Consider the following 22,383-nt stretch of genomic DNA (forward strand, 5'->3'; position numbering starts at 1 on the left):
AAGGAGCCGCCAATGCCCGAAGGGAGTGCAGGGCCTTTTTCCCAGGCGTACCAGGAGCAGCCGCTCAGCACGGCATTCCGCCAGGCCTGGCAGGAATGGCTGGAGGCCTGGGGCGCCCTCGACCGGGACGCCCAGGATGTGCCACGGATGGTCGAGCGCGCCCTCGAACTGTCCACCCGCATCACCCGGCGTCTGTGGCGCAGCGCCTTCGCCAGCGTCGGCGACGCGGCGGGCGTGCAGGTCAAGGCGATGGTCTATGCCTTCGTCGCCCTGGTCGACGAGACCCTGGTCTTCAGCGCCTGGCCGGGGCAGGGCGCCTGGCAGGACAAACCGCTGGAGTCGCATCTCTACGGCAGTCGCCAGGCGGGCGAATACCTGCCGCTGGCGATCAAGCGCCTGCTCGACGAACGCGCCCCGGCCAGTCGCGACCTGGCCAACGTCTACCTGCAATGCCTGATCCTCGGCTTCCGCGGTCGCCTGCGCGGGCCGCGCGGCGAGGCGCTGCACGAGAAGTGGCGGCAGGCGTTGTTCGCCTTCGCCTGGCAGCGCGAGGCGGACGCCGCCGACCTCGGCCGTCGCCTTGAGCAGCCCGCCGCTGCGCCGCCACGGCGTCTGCCGGTGCGCGCAGCGCTGCCGGACGGCTTCCGCCTGGGCCTGGCGGTGCTCGGGCTGGTGCTGTTGATGAGCGGTATCGGACACCTGTTCTGGCGCGACATCCAGCACGAAATGGCGGCGGTGACCCACCTGGCCGATGCGGAGCAGGCGCCATGAGCGGCGCGACCCTGTTCATGCTGGTTCTCCTCCTGGTGCTGCTGGCGCTGCTGCTGGGGGCGCTGGGCTGGTGGTGGCGAACCCGCGGTGGTACGGAGATCCGCAGCTTCTACGCGGCGGTCCGGCAGATGGAGCGCGAGCAGGGCTGGCAGGGCCGCTACGAAGCGCCGTGGCTGCTGATGCTCGGCAACGAGACCGAGGGCGAGCAGTTGTGCGCCACCTGGCGCCTGCTGCCGGTGGCGCGCCCGGCCTGGTTCGGCCGCTGGTGGTCGGACGGCGAGGGGGCGATCCTGCTGGTGCCCGAGTCGGTGTTCCTGCCCGACGAGGGCCTGCGCCGGCAAAGCGGCGCCTGGCTGCGCCTGTTGCGTCTGTTCCTGCGCCTGCGCGGCAGGCGCGCGCTGGACGGAGTGGTCTGGAACATTCCGCTGGCGCGGCTGCAGGATGGCGAGCAGGCGGCCAACCTCGGCCTCGCCGCGCGCCGTCGCTACGTGGAACTGACCCAGCGCCTTGGCCTGAGCCTGCCGGTTTACGTGGTGATCACTGGCATGGAAGACCTGCCTGGCTTCCAGGAACTTCTCGCGGCGCTGCCCGAGGAGGCGCGCGAGCGCGCCCTCGGCTGGTCCTCGCCGTTCGCCGCCGAAGCGGCCTGGCAGTCGCGCTGGTGCGAGCAGGCGCTGGAGGAAATCACCGCCACCCTGACCGAGTCGATCGTCGAACTCGGTACCTTGCGCGGCCAGGTGGACAATGAGCTGTATTGCCTGCCGCCACGCCTGGAAAGCCTCCGCGGTTCGTTGCAGGCGCTGCTCGAACCGGTCTTCCAGGGCAACGCCAGGGGCGAGGCGCCGCGCTTTCGCGGTCTCTACCTGAGCGGCAGCGAGGCGGCGGGCGCGGCAGCCGACGAAGTCCTGCCGGCGGTCGACGCGCCGCGTCGGCGCAGCAGCTTCGCCAGCCAACTGTGGGCACGGCGGATCCTTGCCGAGGAAGGCCTGGCCCAGGCGGTGCCGCGCATCCTCCAGCTGCGTCAGCGCTGGCAGCGCGGCATCGGCCTCGCCGCGTTGTGCCTGTGCCTGCTCTGGGGCGGCCTGATGACCTGGGTCTGGCGCGACGCGCTGCGCGACGCCGGTGAACTGTCGCAACTGCTGCATGGCGCCAGTGAGCGCTACCAGCCGCTCGACGACGACACTCGGCGCGCCGCCCAGGTCCGGCAGAACGTCCAGGCCTGGTGGCAACTGGTGTCACAGGCGCCGCGCTGGCGCTTCACTTCGCTGGCGTTTCCCAGTTCCTGGTTTTCCTCCCTGGATGCACGTATCGACAACGCGTATCGCCGCGTTTCCGAGCGCCTGCTGGTGCGACCGCTGCGCAGCCTGCTGGAAGGCGAGGCGAGCGACCTGCGGGCGATCCGCAGCGATGGCCAACCCGGCCTGAAGGAGGGCGACGACCCCAGCCAGTGGAAGGACTACCTGGCGGCGAAGGACCTGGTCGCCCGCGCCACTACGCTGGAGCGCCACAATCGCTTGTTCGCCCAGGCCATCGACAACCGCAGGACGCCGCTCGACGACCTTCTGCAACTGAGTAACGATGCCCTGGGCAGCAGCTACAACGCCGGCAGCCTGGCGCGCCTGGCCTATTACAACCGCACGCTGTTCGCCGAGCGTCCGGCCGATCTCGCCGCCCTCGACCTGGGCCGGGTCGCCGCCACGGCGGCGGATAACTTCCATGACCTGATGGCACGCTGGCTGAACGCCTACTTCCTCACCGACAGCCTGGAACGCACCGGCAATGCCCTGACCCAGGAACTCGCGCAGCTCGGCCAGGAACGAGACGCCACGGCGGCCCAGTTGCTGGGGATCGGCGAATTGATCAACCACCTGCAGCAACAGGTCAACCGCATCAACCTGATCTGGGGCAATGGCGTCGGCCAGGATCTCGTCCCTGGCTACCAGAACCTGCTCAAGAGCGCCCAGCAAAGCAGCTTGCTGGGAAACCGCGTGGAGGAACTGCAGAACCTCACCGTGCAGTTGCAGCAGCAGTTTCGCAGCGAATGGATCGCGCCTCCGGAGGCTGCCGGCGACGGCCTGCTGGTGAAACAGGGGGCGACGCTCAAGCTGGCCGATGACCTGCTCGGTCTGAAACGCGCCATCGATGACCTGAAGACCAAGGACTTCGTCTCCGTGGCCCTGGCGGACAAGACACTGGCGGACCACTCCTTGCTGAGCATCGACGATATCGGCGTGACTCAGGCGTTGAGCTTCTTCAACGACTTCACCGGCTACTACGAGAGCACCCTGCCATCGCTCAACCCGCGCTATCGCTATTCGGTCCTGCACGCCGCCGCCAGCGCGGCGACCGAGGCCATGTGGCAAAGCCTCGGGCCGCGCAGTCGTAGCCTGGCCAGTCGCAATGCCTCGCGTTTCGACGTGCAGGTCAAGCAGGTCCAGGTGTTGCAGGCGGCGCTGCTGGAGTTGCAGGACCTGCAGGCCGGCGCGCGCCTGCTGCTCAGCCTCAACGCGCTGGCCGTGGCCGATATCGGCCAGGCCCTGCGCGACATCGACGAGCAGGCGGTGCTGCGCGAGCCGGTCGATTTCAGCCGCTGGTCGGGCGCGCCGAATTTCGGCCTGCAGATGTTCCGCGCCCAGGACAGTGCCGAGCTGAAGCAAAGCCTGAACAGCCAGTTCAATGCCATGGCGGCCGTCGCCGAACGCCACGCCCCGGCGCTGGAGTGGTTGCAGGCGCAGCAATCCAGCCTGGCCACCGCCGACTACAACGCGTTCGTGCGCTTCAGCGCGCTCAACGCCGAACTGCGGAAATTCAAGGCCGACAACCCGGCGAGCACCGCGGCGCAGTTGGCGAAGCTGGTGGGTAACGATTTCAACCAGATGGACATCGGCAGTTGCGCCGACATTCTCAACGGCGTGCTCCTGCCGTCCAGCCGCAGCGACCTGGCGACGCGCCTGGTGGACCTGCGCCAGGGCGCGCTCGGGCGCTGCCAGTCGTTGCAACAGCAGCAGGCGGCGCAGGCCTGGAAGGACCTCGCCGACTACTTCAACCAGTACCTCGCCGGACGCTTCCCGTTCGCCTACAGCCTGGAAGCGGCCGATGCCGAGCCGGGGCGGGTGCGGCACCTGCTGAAACTGATGGAGACGCGCTTGCCGCAGGTGCGCGAAGGGCTGGCCCAGGTTCGCTCGCCGGACCTGCCGGCCGCCGAGGACTTCGTCCGCCGCCTGGAGCAGGCGCAGCGCTGGCTCGGCCCGCTGTTCGAGCGCGACAAGTCGGGCCTGCTCGGCGTCGCCCTGGACATCGACTGGCGCAGCGACCGCAGCCTGGAACGCGGCGCCGACCAGGTGATCGCCTGGAGCCTGTACTCGGGCGACCAGGAAAGCCGTTTCCCCGGCGCGCAGGACAAGGGCCTGACCTGGAATGTCGGCGATCCGCTGAAAATCATGCTGCGCTGGGCGAAGAACGGCTCGCAGCGTCCGGCAGACGACCCGCGCCAGGCCAGCCTGGCGGTGGCCGACCTCGAGGCCGGCTGGAGCTACCAGGGCTCCTGGGCGCTGTTGCGCATGATGCGCGCGCACTTCTCCCGGCAGCGCCCGCCGAACGTCGACTACACGGAGTTTCCGCTGGTCCTGCAACTGCCGGTGTATGCGCCCTACAGCCCGGAAAACGAGGCGCGGATGTTCCTCCGCCTGTCGTTGATGAGCCTGGGCGGCAAGACCCCGCTGTCCATCCAACCGCTTCCGGTGCGCGCGCCGCAATCGCCGTTCGCGACGCTGTTGCCGGCCACCGTCGCCAGCACCGGAGGTACCCCATGACCCTGCCTCTTTCCGGCAACGCCCTGTCCCTGGAAGTGCTGCTCGAACCGATCGACCCCGGACAGCCGTGCGGCCCCAGCCTGCGCTACGACCCGGACTACGACCGCCTGCGCGAGTTGCGCCGGGAGGACGACAGCAGCCTGCCGACCGGCGTCTGGCAGGCGGAGGCCAAGCGCGCCGACTGGGCCGCGGTGGAGCAGTTGGCCAGCGAACTGTTGCAGCGGCGCAGCAAGGACCTGATGCTCGCCGCCTGGCTCGGCGAGGCCTGGCTGCAACGCGGCGGGCTGGGGGGATTGCAGCGCGCGCTGGTGCTGCTGGCGGAACTCTGCGAGCGCTACCCCGAGGAGGTGCATCCGCAAGCCCAGGACGGCGACCAGTCGTGGCGGGTGCCGCCCATCGACTGGCTGTTGCGCCGCTATGCCGAGCTGCTGCACACGCGCCTGCCGCTGATGGGGCAGGGCGCGTTCGCCGAGATCACCCTCTATGCCTGGCAGAGGTTGCAGCGCCAGCAGGTCGCCAGCGGCGACAGCAAGAGCGCCAAGGCGGCGCTGGAAGCGGCGCAACTTCAGCAGAAGAAGCTAGACGAAGCGTTGCGCGCGGAGCCCCTGGTGCAATGGCAGCGCAAGCAGGCCAGCCTGCTCGCCTGCCAGCAGCAACTACAGCGCCTGGAACAGTGGTGCGACCGCTGCCTGGGCGAACTCGCCCCCAGTTGCCAGCCATTGCGCGAGGTCATCGCGCAATGGCTGGCCTTGCTCAAGGAGTTCATCGCCATGCACCCGCAAGCGCCGCTGTCCGAAGAACAGCCCCCGGTCGCGGAGGCGGACGCCGCCGAAGGCGACGCGGACGGCGAGGAAAGCGTCCCGGCGAGCGCGCCGAGCGGGCCGGCTGGCGCGCCGACCAGTCGCGAGGACGCCTACCGGCAATTGCTGCTGATCGCTGACTACCTGGCGCGCACCGAGCCGCACAGCCCGGTTCCCTACCTGATCAAGCGCGCGGTGGAGTGGGGCAACAAGCCGCTGAGCGAGTTGCTGGCGGAGCTGATCAATGCAGACTCGGAGGCGCGCCGAGTCTGGTCGCTGCTTGGCGTACTGCCCTAATGAGCGGGGTTATATTTTTTATTCGAATATATAAATACGAATTCAGAATTTTTTAATCTATGGGTTCCTGGGGCAAGATGGGCGCACATTCCCCGGCTCGGAACCCAGCATGTCCGTCATCACCCATCCCCACGCCCGCGAGCTGACCAAATCGGTGCGCGCCACCGTGCTGGTGTTCAACGACCCCCGTTCCCGCGAGCTGCTGGAGCGCATCGAGCGCCTGGCGCCCAGCGAGGCCAACGCGCTGGTCATCGGCGAGACCGGCACCGGCAAGGAGCTGGTGGCGCGCCATATCCACGCCCTCAGCGGACGCAACGGCGGCCCGTTCGTCGCGGTCAACTGCGGTGCTTTCGCCGAGAGCCTGGTGGAGAGCGAGCTGTTCGGTCACGAGAAGGGCGCCTTTACCGGTGCGTTGCAGAGCAAGGCCGGCTGGTTCGAGGCAGCCAACGGCGGCACCCTGTTCCTCGACGAGATCGGCGACCTGCCGCCGAGCATCCAGGTCAAGCTGCTGCGCGTGCTGCAGGAACGCGAGGTGGTGCGGCTCGGTTCGCGCCGGCCGATCCCCATCGACGTGCGGCTGGTGGCGGCGACCAACGTCGACCTGGCTGACGCGGTGGTCGCCGGACACTTCCGCGAGGACCTGTTCTACCGCCTGCACGTGGCGACCATCCAACTGCCGCCGTTGCGCGAGCGCCGCGGCGATATCCTGCCGCTGGCCGAGTACTTCATCGTCGAGCACTGCCGGCGCCTCGGCTACACCAGCGCGAGCCTGAGTCCGGAAGCCGAGCGCAAGCTGCTCGGGCATTCCTGGGCGGGCAATATCCGCGAGCTGGAGAACGCCATCCACCACGCGCTGCTGGTCTGCCGCAACCGTCTGATCCAGCCGGCCGACCTGCACCTCATCGACATGCGTGCGCGCCAGGAGCCGAACGGCTTGCGCCGCGCTCCCGAAAGCGCCGCCGGCTCGGCGTTGGAGGCGGCGCTGCAGGCGCTGTTCGAGGAAAACCGCGAGGATCTCTACGAGCACATCGAGGAAACCGTGTTCCGTGCCGCCTATCGCTTCTGCCACGGCAACCAGTTGCAGACCGGACGCCTGCTGGGGATCAGCCGCAACATCGTGCGCGCCCGCCTGGAGAAGATCGGCGAGCTGGAAACCTCGCCACGGCACAACGTGGTCTCGCTGGTGGGCAAGTGAGCGTGGCGCTTTACAGTCTTTCACAATTCCCCCACAAAACCGGCAAGAACCCGGACGGCGGCTGTTCTACAACGGAGCGGTGAATCTCGTTGGCCGGACCAGGGACGTCGCCATGCCTCGCTCCGCTCGCCTGTGTCGCTCGCTCCCGGTAGCCGCTTTCCCGGCCGCGCCGAGTCCGCCTGGTCCTCCAGTCACAGCAACCTTGGTTTCCCGACCCGGCGAAGAGGATCGCTGCATGCCGTACTGTTCGCCGGAACAACTCGCCGACCTAGGCCCGCTGCTGGATTGCCTGCGCCGCTGGCCGCGCATCCGCGAGCCGCGGCCGGGGGTGTTCTACCTGGGCGACCAGCCGTTCTGCCAGTTCCATTCGCGCAATGGCCAGCGCTGGGCCGACGTCAAGCGCCGCAAGGGGCGCCTGCCGCCGTTCGTTCTGCCGCCGGGCGACCAGCATTCGGCGCGGGCATTCCAGATATTCCTGCTCCAGGCCTACAAGCTGAACTGAACTGTTGCCCGGGCAACAGTCGGACAGCAGCGCTGTTGCGTGGCTGACAGGCCGAGGCCGGAAACCCGCCGCAACTGCCCGGAAAATGCACATTTCCCCGTTGGTACGGCCCTTGCTCCAGGGCACTGCACCTAGCGCAACAGTCCACAGGGAAATCCCATGACCAGCCCCTTCAAAGTCGTCGCCGTCTCCGGCGGCACCTATCGCCCGTCCCGCACCCTGGTACTCACCCAGGCCCTGATCGCCGAGCTTGGCCAGTCGTTGCCGATCGACAGCCGGGTCATCGAGCTGACCGACATCGCCGCGCCGCTGGGCGCTACCCTGGCGCGCAACCAGGCGCCGGCGGAACTGCAGGCGGTGCTCGACGAGATCGAAAGCGCCGACCTGCTGCTGGTCGCCTCGCCGGTCTACCGTGGCTCCTATCCGGGCCTGCTCAAGCACCTGTTCGACCTGATCGACCTCAACGCCTTGATCGACACCCCGGTGCTGCTCGCCGCCACTGGCGGCACCGAGCGCCACGCGCTGGTCCTCGACCACCAGTTGCGCCCGCTGTTCAGCTTCTTCCAGGCGATCACCCTGCCCATCGGGGTCTACGCCAGCGAGGCCGACTTCGACAACTACCGGATCGTCAGCGAGCCGCTGAAGGCGCGCATCCGCCTCGCCGCCGAGCGCGCCGCGCCGCTGTTCGGCGGACGCTCCGAACTGTTGAAGATCGCCTGAGGTGCGCCGATGAACGTGTTCTGGTTCCTCCCGACCCACGGCGATGGCCACTTCCTCGGCACCAGCCAGGGCGCGCGGCCGGTCTCGCTGCCTTACCTGAAGCAGGTGGCACAGGCGGCCGACAGCCTTGGCTATCACGGCGTGCTGATCCCCACCGGACGCTCCTGCGAGGACTCCTGGGTGGTGGCCTCGGCGCTGGCGCCGCTGACCGAGCGCCTGCGCTTCCTGGTGGCGATCCGTCCGGGAATCGTTTCGCCGACCGTCTCGGCGCGGATGGCGGCGACCCTCGACCGCCTGTCCGGCGGGCGCCTGCTGATCAACGTGGTCACCGGCGGCGATCCCGACGAGAACCGCGGCGACGGCATCCATCTCGGCCACGCCGAGCGCTACGAGGTCACCGACGAGTTCCTTCGGGTCTGGCGGCGCGTCCTGCAGGGCGAGGCGGTGGACTTCCACGGCAAGCACATCCACGTGGAGAACGCCAAGGCGCTCTATCCGCCGCTGCAACGGCCGTATCCGCCGCTGTACTTCGGCGGTTCCTCGGAGGCCGCCCACGAACTGGCCGGCGAACAGGTGGACGTCTACCTGACCTGGGGCGAGCCGTTGCCGGCGGTGGCGGCGAAAATCGCCGACGTGCGCCAGCGAGCGGCTCGCCATGGGCGTACGGTGAAGTTCGGCATCCGCCTGCATGTGATCGTCCGCGAAACCGCCGAAGAAGCCTGGCGCGCCGCGGACAGGCTGATCGAACACATCTCCGACGAGACCATCGCCGCCGCGCAGCAGTCCTTCGCCCGTTTCGACTCCGAAGGCCAGCGACGCATGGCCGCGCTGCACGGCGGCCGCCGCGATCGCCTGGAGATCCAGCCGAACCTCTGGGCCGGGGTCGGCCTGGTGCGCGGCGGCGCCGGCACCGCGCTGGTCGGCGATCCGCGGCAGGTGGCGGAGCGCATCGGGGAATACGCCGAGCTCGGCATCGACAGCTTCATCTTCTCCGGCTATCCGCACCTGGAAGAGGCCTACCGCTTCGCCGAACTGGTCTTCCCGCTGCTGCCCGAACCCTACGCCAGCCTGGCCGGCCGTGGGCTGACCAACCTGACCGGGCCGTTCGGCGAAATGATCGCCAACGACGTGCTGCCGGCTCGCGCCGGCGCTTGAGCAGCCGGGCCCCCGAGGAGAAACCCCCTGTGAATGCGAAGACCCGCCCCGAGGCGCAAACGCCGTTGCAGATCGCCCGGCGCCTGGCCGCCGATTTCGCCGAGAACGCCGCCGAGCGCGACGTCGCTGGCGGTACCCCGAAGGCCGAGCGCGACGCGTTGCGCCGCAGCGGCCTGTTGTCGCTGATCATCCCGCGCGAATACGGCGGCCTGGGGGCGAGCTGGAGCGAAACCCTGCAAACCGTGCGCGAACTGGCCCGGGTCGACAGCTCGATCGCCCACGTCTATGGCTTCCAGCACCTGATGCTGGCCACCGTGCGCCTGTTCTCGCGGCCCGAGCAATGGCAGCCGTGGTTCGAGCTGACCGCGCGCAACTGCTGGTTCTGGGGCAACGCGCTGAACCCGCTGGACAACCGTACCGTGGCCCGGCGCTTCGACGGCTGGCGCGAGTTCTCCGGGAAGAAGAGCTTCTGCTCCGGCGCCCGCGATTCGGAGATGCTCATCGCCTCGGCACTGGACGGCGAGGGCGGGGCGCTGCTGATTGCCGCCATCCCCACCGCGCGCAGCGGTATCAGCCTGGGCCAGGATTGGGACAACATGGGCCAGCGGCAGACCGACAGCGGCAGCGCGATCTTCGAGCGGGTGCGGGTGGAGGAGAGCGAGTTGCTGCTCGATCCCGGGCCGCTGAGCACGCCGTTCGCCTGCCTGCGGCCGCTGATCGCCCAGTTGATCTTCACCGAGGTGTTCCTCGGCATCGCCGAAGGCGCCTTCGAGGAGGCTCGCCAGTACACCCTGCGCGAAGCGCGACCGTGGTTCCGCTCCGAGGTCGCCGAGGCCAATGCCGACCCCTATGTGCTGGCGCGCTACGGCGAATTCTGGGTCGGCCTGGAAAGCACCCGGGCGCTGGTCGAGCGCGCCGCGCAGCGCCTCGACGCCGCCTGGTCCAAGGGCCCGGCGCTGGACGCCAGCGAGCGCGGCCAGTTGGCCCTGGCCATCGCCGCCGCCAAGGTCGCCGCGACGCGCAACGGCCTCGACCTGTGCAACCGCATGTTCGAAGTCACCGGCGCCCGCTCCACTCACGCCGCCCTGCGCCTGGACCGCTACTGGCGCAACCTGCGCACCCAGACCCTGCACGACCCGCTGGACTACAAGATCCGCGAGCTGGGCGACTGGGCGCTGAACCAGTCACCGCCGCAACCGACCTTCTACTCATGAACGCTTCTACCCGTACTCCCGACCGGCTGCTGACGCTGCCACGTTCGCCGAACCTGGCGACCTCGATCCGCGCCACCGCCCAGGTCTTCGAGGATCCGAAGTCCCAGGCCCTGCTCGAACACCTGCGCCAGGTGGCGCCGAGCGAGGCCAGCGTGCTGGTGATCGGCGAGACCGGCACCGGCAAGGAACTGGTGGCGCGGCATATCCACAACCTCAGCGCGCGGCGCAACGGCCCGTTCGTGGCGGTCAACTGCGGGGCCTTCTCCGAGTCACTCGTGGAAGCCGAGCTGTTCGGCCACGAGAAGGGTGCCTTCACCGGCGCCCTGGCGGCCAAGGCCGGCTGGTTCGAGGAGGCCAACGGCGGCACCCTGTTCCTCGACGAGATCGGCGACCTGCCGATGCCGATCCAGGTCAAGTTGCTGCGCGTGTTGCAGGAGCGCGAGGTGGTGCGCCTGGGGTCGCGCAAGAGCATCCCCATCGACGTGCGCGTGCTGGCGGCGACCAACGTGCAACTGGAGCGGGCGATCAATGCCGGGCACTTCCGCGAGGACCTGTACTACCGGCTCAATGTCGTCAGTCTCGAACTGTCGCCGTTGCGCGAGCGACCCGGCGACATCCTGCCGCTGACCCGCCACTTCATCGCCGAATACAGCCGTCGCCTGGGCTACGGCCAGAGCCAGTTGAGCCCGGAGGCGGCGCAGAAGTTGCGTGCCTATTCCTGGCCGGGGAACATCCGCGAGCTGGAGAACGTCATCCACCATACCTTGCTGATCTGCCGCGACGGGCTGATCCGCGCGGATGACCTGCACCTGTCCAACCTGCGCCTGGAGCGTGGCGAGGAGCTGGCGCGCGGGGGCCCGGCGAGCGGCGCCGCCGAGCACTTGTTGCAGCAGGCTTTCCAGCGTCTGTTCGAAGAGCAGGGCGAGAACCTCCATGGGCGGGTCGAAGATGCCCTGCTGCGCGCGGCGTACCGTTTCTGCCACGGCAACCAGGTGCATACCGCCAACCTGCTGGGACTCAGCCGCAACGTCACGCGCACGCGGCTGATCGCCATCGGCGAACTGGTGGTGAACAAGCGCGGTGGCCAGCGGATCGATGGCGAGCGGGCGGTGCGGTTGTCGATCTGAGTTCAGGCGCTCGGGATCGCGGCGGGTAAGCGCAAGCGGTTATTCGGCCAACCTCCCGCGACTATCCGCCGTGCCGGCGCTGCGGCATTCGCCCAAACCCAGCCGGGCGCAGTAGACTCGGCGCTTTGCGGAGCGTCTGGCTCCGCGCTCTGCGCCAGGTGGAACTGCCCGATGCCCGATACCTCTCCCGATCTGCCGGCCATGTCGCCGCTCGCCGTCTATCGCCAGGCCGTGGAACAGCGCGGTTTCGCTCCCGACGAGGCGCAGCGGCGCGCCGCCGAGGCGCTGGAGCGTTGTTTCCAGGCCCTGCATGAAGCTCACCGCCACGGCGCGATCCAGGGCGTCTACCTGTGGGGACCGGTAGGACGCGGCAAGACCTGGCTGATGGATCACTTCTACCAGTGCCTGCGCGTGCCCGCGCGGCGCCAGCACTTCCACCACTTCATGCAATGGGTGCACCAGCGCCAGTTCGAACTGACCGGTACAGCCGACCCGTTGCGCGCCCTGGCCCGCGAGTTGGCGCGGGACGTGCGGGTGCTGTGCTTCGACGAGCTGTTCGTCAGCGATATCGGCGATGCCATCCTGCTCGGCAGCCTGCTGCGCATCATGTTCGAGGAGGGCGTGGTGCTGGTGGCCACTTCCAACCAGCCACCGGAGCAGTTGTACGCCGACGGTTTCAACCGCGAACGCTTCCTCCCGGCGATCGAGGCGATCCAGCGGCACATGGCGGTGGTCGCGGTGGATGGCGGCCAGGACCACCGCCTGCATCCCGGCCGGGCCGAGCAACGCTACTGGGTGGTGGAGGCGGGGCAGGCGAGCGGTTTCGCCGAACTCTTCGCGCGCCTGAGTGCCGGCGAAGCGGCATCCACGCAGCCCATCGAACTGGGGCACCGCCCGCTGGCGGTGCACCGGCACAGCGAATCGGTGCTCTGGTGCAGCTATGCGCAGCTCTGCGAGGCGCCGCTGTCGGCGCTGGACTTCATCGGCCTTTGCGACCGCTACCGGGCGATCCTGATGGACGACCTGCCGTGCCTGAGCGCCGGCCAGCGCGAAGGCCGCATAGCCCGTGGCACCGAGGACGGCGCGCAACTGGTGGAGGCGGGGGATCGCGAATTGCCGCAGTTGTCGGTGCACGACGACGGCGTGCGGCGCTTCATCGCCCTGGTGGACGAATGCTACGACCGCAAGGTGCCGCTCTACCTGGAGGCCAGGGTGCCGTTGGAGGCACTTTATACCGAGGGCTACCTGGCCTTCGCCTTCCGTCGCACCCTCAGCCGGCTGCGCGAGATGCAGCTGGCACGCTTCGGCAGCGACAGCGCCGGCTAGCGCCGCGCCGCCGAAGCGGGAACTGCGGATGGCCGCCCGCGCTCATCCGCCGGCCAGGCCGAGGCTCAGTAGCCGTGCCGGCGCAGCAGCGCGTCCATGTCTTGCGCCGCCGGGCGGCCCTGGAACTTCAGCAGTTCCGAGGTGCGGTTGGTGAAGAAACCGTCGACGCCGGCCGCGCCTAGGGCCTTGAAGTCTTCCGCCGAGTCCACCGAGTAGGCATGGATGAACAGCCCGCGCGCGTGGGTCATGCGGTTCATCCAGGGTTTCACCAGGTCGGCGTAGCTCTGTTCGCCGCGTTCGCTGAGGGTCGCCGAGGGGCCGGTGCCCAGCGCGCCGTGGGCCTTGGCCCAGTCCAGCCAGGCGCCGAACTCGGCTTCGGACTTCACTTCCTGCCTGGCATAGAAGGCCGCCTTGTCGGTTTCCCCGGATTCCTTGAAGGTCACTGGCGAACGGGCTTCCAGGTAACCGTCGCCGAGCCACAGCAGGAGAATCTTCGGCACTTGCGGCATGCTTTCTTGCAGCAGTTCCAGGCTGCTCTTCTCGAAGGTCTGCAGGATCACCCGGCCATTGCCGTGGGCCACGTCGACATGCCCGGCGGCGGCGCGCTCGCGGGGTTGCAGCCAGCCGCGGCGTTCCAGCAGCTTGCGCAGGTCGTCTTCGATGCCGGGGAATTGCGCCGGTACCTTGGTCTCCAGGTACAGGCCCGGCTTGTTGGCGCCGCCCTCGGCGATGTCGAGCATCTCGTCGAGGGTGAGGATGCGCAGGCCGACGAAGCCGGGCCGGGCGCGCTCGGGGAAGGCGCGATTGAACCAGGAGCCGGCGTCCAGGCGCTTGAGTTCGGCGAGAGTGAAGCTGCTCACCGGGTCCTTGGCGCGCTCCGGGAAGACCTCGGCGACGTCGGTGGTGCGCTCCAGGGTGTCGTCGTGGAGGGCGACCAGCACGCCGTCGCGGCTGCGCTGCACGTCGGCTTCCAGATAGTCGGCGCCGAGGTCGCGGGCCAGCAGGTAGGCCGCGGCGGTTTCCTCGGGGGCGTCGTACGAGGCGCCGCGGTGGGCGATGACCGCCGGCCAGGGCACGCCGGCGGCGGCGCTGAGGGCCTTGCCGGACGGCTCCGCGGCCTGGGCGGCGAGCCCCGCCGTCAGGCCGAGGAGGCCCAGGGTCTTGAATGTTCCTTGCCAGAATCTTTGCCGCATGAGGCGCCTTTCCTTCTTTCTTTTTCACGGGATTGCCGACCAGTCTGGCGTCGCCGGATGACCGGAGGACGACAGATACAGGTCTGTCCGGCGCGGGGAAAGATGCGCTGTCGCGGCGACGCTGGTTCCTGTCGCCCTCGGCAAAGCGCCAGCCCTCCCAGGCCGGGAGGGCGGATTCTACAGGCGTTTGTTCAGCAGGCGGGCCAGGCGGTCGCCGCCGAACTGGATCAACGTGACCAGCAGCACAAGGACGATGATCACGGTGAGCATCACCTGGGTGTCGAAGCGCTGGTAGCCGTAGCGGTAGGCCAGGTCGCCCAGGCCGCCGGCACCGATCGCGCCGGCCATGGCCGAGGAATTGATCATGGTCACCAGGGTGATGGTGAAGCCGCCGACGATGCCCGGTCGCGCCTCCGGCAACAGTACGTTGCAGATGATGTGGCGGCGTTCGCAGCCCATCGCCTGGGCCGCCTCCACCAGGCCGTGGTCGACTTCGCGCAGGCTGACCTCGGCGATCCGCGCGAAGAACGGCGTGGCGGCGATGGTCAGCGGCACCACCGCGGCCCAGACTCCATAGCTGGTGCCGACGATCATCCGGGTAAAGGGAATCAGCGCCACCATCAGGATCAGGAAGGGTACCGAGCGCAGCACGTTGACCAGACCCCCCAGGATGCGATTGAGCAGGCGCGCCTCGAAGATCCCGCCCGGCCCGGTGGTGACCAGCACCAGGGCCAGCGGGATACCCACCAGCAGGACGATGGCGGAGGACGCGCCGATCATCAGCAGGGTATCGAGGAAACCTTGCCAGAGCCGTTCAAGCATGGGCGACATGGCCGAGCACCTCCACCTTGTCCGCCACCAGCGCGGCCTTGGCCAGCACGCCGGGAAGCTCGCCGGGCGGCGCGCCGACCTGTAGCAGCAGGCGCCCCAGGGCGCGGCCCTGGATACGCTCTATGCCGCCGTGGAGCAGGTCGACGCGCTGGCCGATGGCCCTGGCGATGGCCAGCAGGTCCGGCACCCGTCGGCTGGCGCCGGTGTACTGGAGATCGAGCAGCACCGGGTCGCCGGCGCCGGGAGCCTGGCGCAGGCGCGCCTGGAGGTCGGCCGGGAGGGCGGCGCGCAGGCTGCCGAGCAGGCTTCGGGTGACGGCATGGCGCGGATCGCCGAAGACTTCCCAGACTTCGCCCTGTTCGACGATGCGGCCGCATTCGAGGACCACCACGCGGTCGCAGATCTCGCGGATGACCGCCATCTCGTGGGTGATCAGGACGATGGTCAGGCCCAGCCGGCGGTTGATGTCGCGCAGCAGCGCGAGGATCGCCTGGGTGCTCTCCGGGTCCAGCGCCGAGGTGGCTTCGTCGCAGAGCAGTATCTGCGGCTGGTGCACCAGCGCGCGGGCGATGCCGACGCGCTGTTTCTGCCCGCCGGAGAGCTGTGCCGGATAGGCGTCGCGTTTTTCCTCCAGGCCGACCAGTTGCAGCAGCCCGGCGACCCGCTCCTCGATCCGTGCCCGGGGCACCCCGGCCACCCGCAGCGGCAGGGCGATGTTCTGCCACACGGTCTTGGCCGACATCAGGTTGAAGTGCTGGAAGATCATGCCGATGCGTCGGCGCAGGGCGACCAGGCGCTGGCCGTCGTAGCCGCCGATGTCTTCGTCGTCGATCAGCACCTGCCCCTCGCTGGGACGCTCCAGGCGATTGAGGGTGCGGATCAGCGAGGACTTTCCGGCGCCGCTGCGGCCGATGATGCCGAACACTTCGCCGCGGCGGATTTCCAGGTCGATCTCCCGCAGGGCCTGGACTCCACCGGGGTAGCGCTTGCCCAGGCCGTGGAGACGGATGTGCGGCGTGGAGGCGCGCGTGTCGGGCGCCGTCGGGAACGGTTCGAGGGGCAGCAGGCTCGGGGGAACGGTCATGGCCGTCACTCCCAGCCCGGCTGGTACAGCGTGCCATGGGCCTTGTCCAGCGCGGCGCGGACCACCGGTGAATGCTGGTAGATGTCGACGAAGCGCGCCAGGCGGCCATCGCGGTCCTGGTAGTCGCCGCGGGTGACGAACTGGATCACGTATTCCCGGTTGTCGATCCCGTCGAACAGCAGTGCCCGGGTCGGGTCGATGGTCCCGGCCAGGCGCAGGTAGTGCGGGTAGCCCTGGGCCAGGTCGAAATCGTCGAGGGCGCGCGCCAGTTGCACCGCCTCCAGCTCGGTGATGCGGATGTCCTTCGGGTTGTCGACGATATCGTCGAGGGTCGCCTTGTAGCCGACGCCGTCCCTGAGCTTCAGCAGGCCGGCCTTCTGTAGCAGTTGCAGGCCGCGGCCGCCATTGATCGGGTCGTTGGCGATGGCCACGCTGGCGCCTTCCGGCAACTCTGCGAGGCTGGCGTAGCGCTTCGAATAGAGCCCGACGTTGTTGATGATCCCCGGCGCGAACGGCTTCAACTGGAAGCCGCCTTCGCGGTTGGCGTTTTCCAGGAAGGGCACGTGCTGGAAGTAGTTGGCGTCGATGTCGCCCTGGGCGAGGGTGATGTTGGGGGCGTTCCAGTCGCTGAACTCGACCAGTTCGACCTTCAGTCCCTGCTTGCCGGCTTCGCTCACGGCGACTTCCAGCGGCGGGGCGAAGGCGGCGGTGGTGCCGATCTTCAGCGGGGCGTCGGCGGCCTGGGCCGGGCCGCTGCCGAGGAGGACGGCCAGGCTCAGGGTTTTCAGGGTGTTCAGCATGGTGGGCTCCTGAACGAAAGGGAAAGTGGGGTCAGGCCTGGCGCTGGCGCGCGGCCGGGGGCTGGCGGAAGGCGGCGCCGGCGTGTTCCGCCTGCAGGCGCGCGCGGCCGCCGCCGAAGAGCTTCTCCCGCAGGGTGCCGGGTGCGTAGGCGGTCTTGTAGCTGCCGCGTGCCTGCAACTCGGGCACCACCAGGTCGATGAAGTCGGCGTAGCTCTCCGGCTCCACGGTGCGGGTCAGGTTGAAGCCGTCCAGGCCGGTATCGGCGATCCAGCCTTCGAGGTCGTCGGCGACCTGGCGCGGGTCGCCTACCAGGGTCACGTAGCGGCCGCCCAGGGCCAACTGGTCGAGGAGCTTGCGCACGGTGGAGTCGGTGCGCGCCACGGTGAGGTTCTTCACCACCGACTCGATGGCGTTGTTCTTCTCGTAGCGGATCGGCTCGTCGAGTCCGTAGCGCGACAGGTCGATGCCGCTGGAGCTGGCGAAGTGCGCCAGGCCGGCCTCGGGGCTGGCGTAGCGGCGGTACTCGGCATGCTTGTCGCGGGCCTCGGCCGCGGTGGCGGCGACGATCACGTTGATGCCCATGAAGATCCTGATGTCCTCGGCGCGACGGCCGGCGCCGACCACCGCCGCGCGGATGCGCTGCACCAGTTGGCGGGTGGCCTCGCGGGTCTGTCCGGAGACAAACACGCATTCGGCGTGGCGCGCGGCGAAGGCCAGGCCACGCTCCGAGGAGCCGGCCTGGAACAGCACCGGGGTGCGCTGTGGAGAGGGCTCGGCGAGGTGGTAGCCCTCGACCTGGTAGAACTCGCCATGGTGGCGGATCTTGTGGATCTTCTCCGGCCGCGCGTAGACCCGTCGCTGGCGGTCGGCGAGCACCGCGTCGTCTTCCCAGCTGCCCTCCCAGAGCTTGTAGAGGACCTCCAGGTACTCGTCGGCGCGGTCGTAGCGGCGGTCGTGCTCGATCTGCGCGGACTGGCCCATGGCCTTGGCCGCGCTTTCCAGGTAGCCGGTGACGATGTTCCAGCCGATCCGCCCGTCGCTCAGGTGGTCGAGGGTCGAGAGCCGCCGGGCGAACGGGTAGGGCGCCTCGTAGGTGAGGTTGGCGGTGACGCCGAAACCCAGGTGCTCGGTGACCCCGGCCATGGCCGAGACCAGCATCAGCGGGTCGTTCACCGGCAACTGGACGGCTTCGCGGGCGGTCACCTCGATGCCGCCCTGGTAGACGTCGTAGACGCCGAGGATATCGGCGATGAACAGGCCGTCGAACAGGCCGCGCTCCAGCAGCCGGGCCAGCTCGGTCCAGTGGCGCAGTTTGCGGTAGTCGCTGGAGCGGTCGCGCGGGTGGGTCCAGAGGCCGTGGTTGATATGGCCGACGCAATTCATGCTGAAGGCGTTTAGGAGAATCTGCTTCTTGCTCATGGCGGTTCCTTCGGCGTTCAGAGCGTGCCGCGGCGTGGCGGCAGGCGGCCGTTGAGGTAGTAGTCGCCGACCGCGTGGTACTTCCAGCGCACCGGGTCGTGCAGGGTGTGTACGCGGGCGTTGCGCCAGTGGCGGTCGAGACCGAGTTCGGCGAGACAGGCGCGGCTGCCGCCAAGCTCGATCAGCTTGCTGCCGGCCAGCAGGGCGACCTCGGTGGTCAGCGCGCGGGCTTCGGCGACGGCGATCGAGGCGGCCGCCACGCTTTCCGCGTCCGGCTCGGCGGTGGCCCGGTCGAGCACCCGCCCGGCACGCTCCAGCAGCGCTTCGGCGGCGTGCAGGCGGATCGCCAGGCGGCCGATCTCATGGATGGTCAGTGGGTCGTCGCTGGCCTTGTCGACGCCGGAGTCGACCCAGGGCCGGGCGCGCTCGCGGACGAAACGCAGGGTGTCCTCGAAGGCGCCGCGGGCGATCCCGGCGTCGATCGCCGCGTGGAGGATCTGTGCCAGCGGGCCGACGGTGGTCGGGCGCTCGAAGGCGTCCTGGAACGAGACCACGTCCTCGGCGGCCACCGCTACCCGGTCGAACAGCGCCGAACCGCTGCCGGTGGTGCGTTGACCGAAGCCGGACCAGTCGTCGACGATTTCCAGCCCGGCGCTGTCGCGCGGGACGAAGGCCAGTTGCTGGCGGCCCTCGTCGTCCACCGCCAGGGTCGGCACCCGCTGCGCGTAGAGTGCGCCGGTGCAGTAGAACTTGCGCCCGTCCAGGCGGTAGCCGTCGCCGTCGGCGCGCAGGCGGGTACGGCGCTCGCTGGCGGTACGCGTGCCGATCTCGGCCAGGGCGTTGCCGAAACGCTCGCCGGCCAGGGCGGCGCCGAACAGGCGACCTTTCTGCGCCGGCGAGCCGTTCACCCGCAGCACTTCGAGGGCGTAGAAATGGTTCTGCGGAATCTGCCCCAGGGAACTGTCGGCGGCGCTGACGATCGCCACCACCTTCGCCAGGGTCACCCGCGAGACGCCGGCCCCGCCGTATTCGCGGGCACCGCGATGCCCCACAGGCCGGAGCGGGAGAACAGTTCCAGTTCTTCCAGCGGCAGGCGCCGCTCGCGGTCGCGCTGGATGCTTTCGCGGGCGAACAGGGCGGCCAGCTCGCGGGCCGTTTCCAGGGCTTCGTCGTCGCTGCCGATGCGATGGGCAGCGGCCGTGGGATTGTCGCGCGTAGCGTGTGCGAGGCTCATCGGGCGCTCCTCAGATCCATGAGTGACGCGCCGGACGGGCGCCGTTCAGGTAGTAGTCGCCGACCGCGTGGACTTTCCAGCGCACCGGGTCGTGCAGGGTATGGGTGCGGGCGTTGCGCCAGTGCCGGTCGAGGTTGAACTCGGCGAGCGTGGCACGGCTGCCGGCCAGCTCGAAGAGCTTCTCGCTGGCGGCCAGGCTGATCTCGGTGCTCAGCACCTTGGCCTCGGCCACGGCGATCGAGGCGCGTGCCGCCGACTCGGCGTCCACCGGCCGCGCGGCCACTTCGTCGAGGACCTGGCCGGCCTTCTCCAGCAGGGCGTTGGCGGCGTGCAGCTCGATTTGCAGGCGGCCGACCTCGGCGATGCTGTAGAGCTCATCGCTGGCGCGTTCGACCTGGGCGTCGATCCAGGGCCGGCTGCGTTCGCGGACGAAAGCCTGGGCGTCGTCCAGCGCCGCCTGGGCGATGCCGGCGTCGATGGCGGCCTGGATCAGTTGCGAGACGGCGCCCTGGAGGCTCGGGATCTCGGCCAGCAGGCCGTTGTGGATCAGCATGTCGCCGGCTACCGGAACCTCGTCCAGCAGTACCGTGCCGCTGGCGGTGGTGCGCTGGCCGAAGCCGGACCAGTCGTCGACGATGCGCAGGCCGGGAGCGCCGCGCTCGACGAAGAGCATCACCGCGCGTTCTTCCTCGTCGATGGCCTTGACCGCCACCCAGTGGGCGAACAAGGCTCCGGTGGAGTAGAACTTCTCGCCGCTGACCCGGTAGCCGTCGCCGTCGCGACGGACCCGCGCCTTCAGCTCCAGGGTGTGGCGGGTATTGCGCTCCGGGCCGGCGTTGGCCAGCCGGCGGCCGTCGAGGATGCCACGGAACAGCTTGCGTTTCTGCGCCGGGCTGGCGACGTTGTCGATCACGCTGAGCAGGCCGAACTGGTTCTGCGGAATCTGTCCGAGGGCCGGGTCGGCGGCACAGATGACACGGAACACCTCGGCCAGGGTCACATGGGAAACCTGCGCGCCGCCATGGGCGCGGGGAATGCCGATGCCGCCCAGGCCGAGGCGGGTGAAGAGTTCCAGTTCCTGCCAGGGCAGGCGTCGTTCGCGGTCGCGTAGCGCCGCTTCGCGACGGGCCAGTCCGGCTACCTCGTGGGCGGCCTGCAACGCCTGGGCGTCGTTCTCGATGAGGCGTGCCGGGAGTAGCCGGGGCGCCTGGTCACGAAGATCCTTGGGTGCGGTTTCGTCGGTCATGGTTCAGCCTTGCAGCGTGGTGGTTCCGCCAGCGGCATCGGTGTGGCGCGGCTCGCGGGTTCGGTGGTGCGGGTGGAACGCCTGGAGGAGGGAGGGGAAACAGGCGGTAACGACATGCTCGCTGGGCACCTCTGGCAGTTCGGATAGGTGGCTGGCGCGATCGCCAAGCCTCTGCCGGGTCTGTTTGCACAAGCCGTGCCGTTTGCTAATCCATAGAAAAATCAAAGAGTTGGAGGTTTTCTCCAACAGTTTCTGCTGGTCCGCGGGCGCTGCCTGTTGCTCCGCTGTTGCCAGGGCAACAGTTACCGGCGGATTACAGCCGGATGCCGCGCGCCGGCGCCGTGCTGCTAGGGTGATAGGGTTTCGCGCGCGGCGGCCTGGCGCGCGTCCACCCACTCGGATCGTCGAAGGAACTCCCATGCAGAGCGCTAACGCTTCAGAACTCACCACCGACATCGCCGTGATCGGCGGCGGCGCGGCCGGCATCGGCGTGATCGCCAGCCTGCTGAAACGTTCGCCGGGGTTGCGTATCAGCCTGATCGAGCCGGCGGACACCCACTACTACCAACCGGGCTGGACCCTGGTCGGTGGCGGCACCTACGCACAGGGCGACACCGCGCGGCCGATGGCCGGGCTGGTCCCGCCCGGCGTGGAGTGGTTGCGCACCCGCGTCGAGCGGGTCGACCCCGAGGCGCGCCGACTGTTGCTGGAGGGCGGCGACAGCCTGGAATACCGCAACCTGATCGTCTGCCCCGGCCTGCGCCTGGCCTGGGAGCGCATCGAGGGCCTGGAGGAGACCCTGGGGCGCAACGGCGTCACCTCCAACTACCGCTACGACCTGGCGCCCTACACCTGGGAGCTGGTGCGCGGCCTGCGCGGCGGCAAGGCGCTGTTCACCCAGCCGGCGATGCCGATCAAGTGCGCCGGGGCGCCGCAGAAGGCCATGTACCTGTCCTGCGACCACTGGCTGCGGGAGGGCGTGCTGCAGGACATCGAGGTCGAGTTCGACCTGGCCGGCGCGGCGTTGTTCGGTGTCGCCGATTTCGTTCCGCCGCTGATGGAGTACGTGCGCAAGTATTCGGCCGAGCTGGCGTTCAATTCCAACCTGGTGAAGGTCGACGGCGCGGCGCGCAAGGCCTGGTTCGAGGTGAAGGACGCCGACGGCAACACCAATCTGGCGGAAAAGGACTTCGACCTGCTGCACGTGGTGCCGCCGCAGCTGCCGCCGACCTTCGTCGCCGCCAGCGGCCTGGGCGACGCGGCCGGCTGGTGCGAAGTCGACCCGGCGACCCTGCAACATGTCCGCCATGGCGAGATCTTCGCCCTCGGCGATGTCTGCGGCACCGCCAACGCGAAGACCGCGGCGGCGGCGCGCAAGCAGATCGTGGTGGTGGCCGAGAACCTTCTCGGCCTGCGCAGCGGCCGTGGCCTGCCGCTGCGCTACGACGGCTACGGCGGTTGTCCGCTGACCGTCGAGCGCGGCCGGGTGGTGCTGGCGGAGTTCGGCTATGCCGGCAAGCTGCTGCCGACCTTCCCGCTGGAGCCCACCGCGGCCAGCCGCTTCGCCTGGCTGCTCAAGCGCCACGTACTGCCCTGGGTGTACTGGAACGCCATGCTCAAGGGCCGGGAGTGGCTGGCGCGGCCGGGGCGCTAGAC

At 69.1% G+C, this 22,383-nt stretch carries 17 protein-coding genes and 1 pseudogene; 11 read left to right on the plus strand and 7 right to left on the minus strand.

The window, feature by feature from the left end; translation table 11 throughout:
- Positions 1-12 precede the first annotated feature (12 nt).
- The 10 genes from AT700_RS13200 to zapE all read left to right on the plus strand — a co-directional run bounded on the left by AT700_RS13200 (position 13) and on the right by zapE (position 12,919).
- The gene (locus AT700_RS13200) at positions 13-771 is read left to right on the plus strand and encodes a DotU family type IV/VI secretion system protein (protein WP_003104706.1); all 759 of its coding nucleotides are present in this window, start codon (positions 13-15) and stop codon (positions 769-771) included.
- Complete coding sequence (locus tag AT700_RS13205) at positions 768-4,583, plus strand: type VI secretion system protein (RefSeq protein WP_042857666.1); 3,816 nt, start codon at positions 768-770, stop codon at positions 4,581-4,583. Before AT700_RS13200 ends, AT700_RS13205 begins: the two co-directional genes overlap by 4 nt.
- Positions 4,580-5,680 carry a type VI secretion system protein TssA gene (tssA, locus tag AT700_RS13210; protein WP_023089141.1) on the plus strand — a complete coding sequence of 367 codons (1,101 nt, stop codon included), beginning with the start codon at positions 4,580-4,582 and terminating at the stop codon, positions 5,678-5,680. The genes AT700_RS13205 and tssA overlap by 4 nt, the downstream gene beginning before the upstream one ends.
- A 109-nt stretch (positions 5,681-5,789) precedes the next feature.
- Positions 5,790-6,875: a sigma-54 interaction domain-containing protein gene (locus AT700_RS13215; RefSeq protein WP_003115339.1), complete on the plus strand. Its 1,086-nt coding sequence runs from the start codon at positions 5,790-5,792 to the stop codon at positions 6,873-6,875.
- Positions 6,876-7,110: 235 nt separating this feature from the next.
- Positions 7,111-7,377, plus strand: coding sequence for a hypothetical protein (locus AT700_RS13220; RefSeq protein ID WP_003104712.1), 267 nt, complete (start codon positions 7,111-7,113; stop codon positions 7,375-7,377).
- A gap of 159 nt (positions 7,378-7,536) precedes the next feature.
- Positions 7,537-8,097 carry an FMN reductase gene (msuE, locus tag AT700_RS13225; protein WP_003089470.1) on the plus strand — a complete coding sequence of 187 codons (561 nt, stop codon included), beginning with the start codon at positions 7,537-7,539 and terminating at the stop codon, positions 8,095-8,097.
- A gap of 9 nt (positions 8,098-8,106) precedes the next feature.
- Positions 8,107-9,252, plus strand: a complete 1,146-nt coding sequence (ssuD, locus tag AT700_RS13230; RefSeq protein WP_003104713.1) for an FMNH2-dependent alkanesulfonate monooxygenase — start codon at positions 8,107-8,109, stop codon at positions 9,250-9,252.
- 29 nt (positions 9,253-9,281) lie between these two features.
- Positions 9,282-10,466 (plus strand): acyl-CoA dehydrogenase family protein, encoded by a 1,185-nt coding sequence (locus tag AT700_RS13235; protein ID WP_033945139.1) that lies wholly within the window; start codon positions 9,282-9,284, stop codon positions 10,464-10,466.
- Positions 10,463-11,593, plus strand: coding sequence for a sigma-54 interaction domain-containing protein (locus AT700_RS13240; protein ID WP_003111445.1), 1,131 nt, complete (start codon positions 10,463-10,465; stop codon positions 11,591-11,593). Before AT700_RS13235 ends, AT700_RS13240 begins: the two co-directional genes overlap by 4 nt.
- Positions 11,594-11,764: 171 nt before the next feature.
- Positions 11,765-12,919, plus strand: coding sequence for a cell division protein ZapE (zapE, locus tag AT700_RS13245; RefSeq protein ID WP_003450933.1), 1,155 nt, complete (start codon positions 11,765-11,767; stop codon positions 12,917-12,919).
- 65 nt (positions 12,920-12,984) lie between these two features.
- Here zapE and AT700_RS13250 read toward each other — a convergent pair whose 3' ends face one another.
- The 7 genes and pseudogenes from AT700_RS13250 to AT700_RS13280 all read right to left on the minus strand — a co-directional run bounded on the left by AT700_RS13250 (position 12,985) and on the right by AT700_RS13280 (position 20,727).
- A complete protein-coding gene (locus AT700_RS13250; protein WP_003122702.1) occupies positions 12,985-14,112 on the minus strand; it encodes a glycerophosphodiester phosphodiesterase in 1,128 nt (375 codons plus the stop codon).
- 177 nt (positions 14,113-14,289) lie between these two features.
- Complete coding sequence (locus AT700_RS13255) at positions 14,290-14,943, minus strand: methionine ABC transporter permease (RefSeq protein ID WP_003111646.1); 654 nt, start codon at positions 14,941-14,943, stop codon at positions 14,290-14,292.
- Complete coding sequence (locus AT700_RS13260) at positions 14,927-16,036, minus strand: methionine ABC transporter ATP-binding protein (protein ID WP_003144045.1); 1,110 nt, start codon at positions 16,034-16,036, stop codon at positions 14,927-14,929. The genes AT700_RS13255 and AT700_RS13260 overlap by 17 nt, the downstream gene beginning before the upstream one ends.
- Positions 16,033-16,827 (minus strand): MetQ/NlpA family ABC transporter substrate-binding protein, encoded by a 795-nt coding sequence (locus AT700_RS13265; RefSeq protein WP_003115004.1) that lies wholly within the window; start codon positions 16,825-16,827, stop codon positions 16,033-16,035. The genes AT700_RS13260 and AT700_RS13265 overlap by 4 nt, the downstream gene beginning before the upstream one ends.
- 31 nt (positions 16,828-16,858) lie before the next feature.
- A complete protein-coding gene (locus AT700_RS13270; protein ID WP_003106871.1) occupies positions 16,859-18,247 on the minus strand; it encodes an LLM class flavin-dependent oxidoreductase in 1,389 nt (462 codons plus the stop codon).
- Between the two features lie 17 nt (positions 18,248-18,264).
- A pseudogene (locus AT700_RS13275) lies at positions 18,265-19,481 on the minus strand (SfnB family sulfur acquisition oxidoreductase).
- 10 nt (positions 19,482-19,491) lie between these two features.
- Entirely contained in the window at positions 19,492-20,727 is a 1,236-nt protein-coding gene (locus AT700_RS13280) for an SfnB family sulfur acquisition oxidoreductase (RefSeq protein ID WP_003106870.1), read from the minus strand.
- A 418-nt stretch (positions 20,728-21,145) separates the two neighbouring features.
- On the opposite strand from AT700_RS13280, the gene AT700_RS13285 reads away from it, so the two are divergent.
- A complete protein-coding gene (locus tag AT700_RS13285; RefSeq protein ID WP_048521091.1) occupies positions 21,146-22,381 on the plus strand; it encodes an NAD(P)/FAD-dependent oxidoreductase in 1,236 nt (411 codons plus the stop codon).
- The last annotated feature ends 2 nt before the right edge of the window (positions 22,382-22,383 follow it).

It is taken from the genome of Pseudomonas aeruginosa (assembly GCF_001457615.1).
GTDB classification, from domain to species: Bacteria; Pseudomonadota; Gammaproteobacteria; order Pseudomonadales; family Pseudomonadaceae; genus Pseudomonas; species Pseudomonas aeruginosa.

Coding starts and splice junctions, on each gene's coding strand:
- zapE (WP_003450933.1), top strand. CDS start 11,765: ATGCCCGATACCTCTCCCGATCTGCCGGCCATGTCGCCGCTCGCCGTC.
- AT700_RS13255 (WP_003111646.1), bottom strand. CDS start 14,943: ATGTCGCCCATGCTTGAACGGCTCTGGCAAGGTTTCCTCGATACCCTG.
- AT700_RS13270 (WP_003106871.1), bottom strand. CDS start 18,247: ATGAGCAAGAAGCAGATTCTCCTAAACGCCTTCAGCATGAATTGCGTC.
- AT700_RS13240 (WP_003111445.1), top strand. CDS start 10,463: ATGAACGCTTCTACCCGTACTCCCGACCGGCTGCTGACGCTGCCACGT.
- AT700_RS13220 (WP_003104712.1), top strand. CDS start 7,111: ATGCCGTACTGTTCGCCGGAACAACTCGCCGACCTAGGCCCGCTGCTG.
- ssuD (WP_003104713.1), top strand. CDS start 8,107: ATGAACGTGTTCTGGTTCCTCCCGACCCACGGCGATGGCCACTTCCTC.
- AT700_RS13285 (WP_048521091.1), top strand. CDS start 21,146: ATGCAGAGCGCTAACGCTTCAGAACTCACCACCGACATCGCCGTGATC.
- AT700_RS13200 (WP_003104706.1), top strand. CDS start 13: ATGCCCGAAGGGAGTGCAGGGCCTTTTTCCCAGGCGTACCAGGAGCAG.
- AT700_RS13215 (WP_003115339.1), top strand. CDS start 5,790: ATGTCCGTCATCACCCATCCCCACGCCCGCGAGCTGACCAAATCGGTG.
- msuE (WP_003089470.1), top strand. CDS start 7,537: ATGACCAGCCCCTTCAAAGTCGTCGCCGTCTCCGGCGGCACCTATCGC.
- AT700_RS13265 (WP_003115004.1), bottom strand. CDS start 16,827: ATGCTGAACACCCTGAAAACCCTGAGCCTGGCCGTCCTCCTCGGCAGC.
- AT700_RS13280 (WP_003106870.1), bottom strand. CDS start 20,727: ATGACCGACGAAACCGCACCCAAGGATCTTCGTGACCAGGCGCCCCGG.
- AT700_RS13205 (WP_042857666.1), top strand. CDS start 768: ATGAGCGGCGCGACCCTGTTCATGCTGGTTCTCCTCCTGGTGCTGCTG.
- AT700_RS13250 (WP_003122702.1), bottom strand. CDS start 14,112: ATGCGGCAAAGATTCTGGCAAGGAACATTCAAGACCCTGGGCCTCCTC.
- tssA (WP_023089141.1), top strand. CDS start 4,580: ATGACCCTGCCTCTTTCCGGCAACGCCCTGTCCCTGGAAGTGCTGCTC.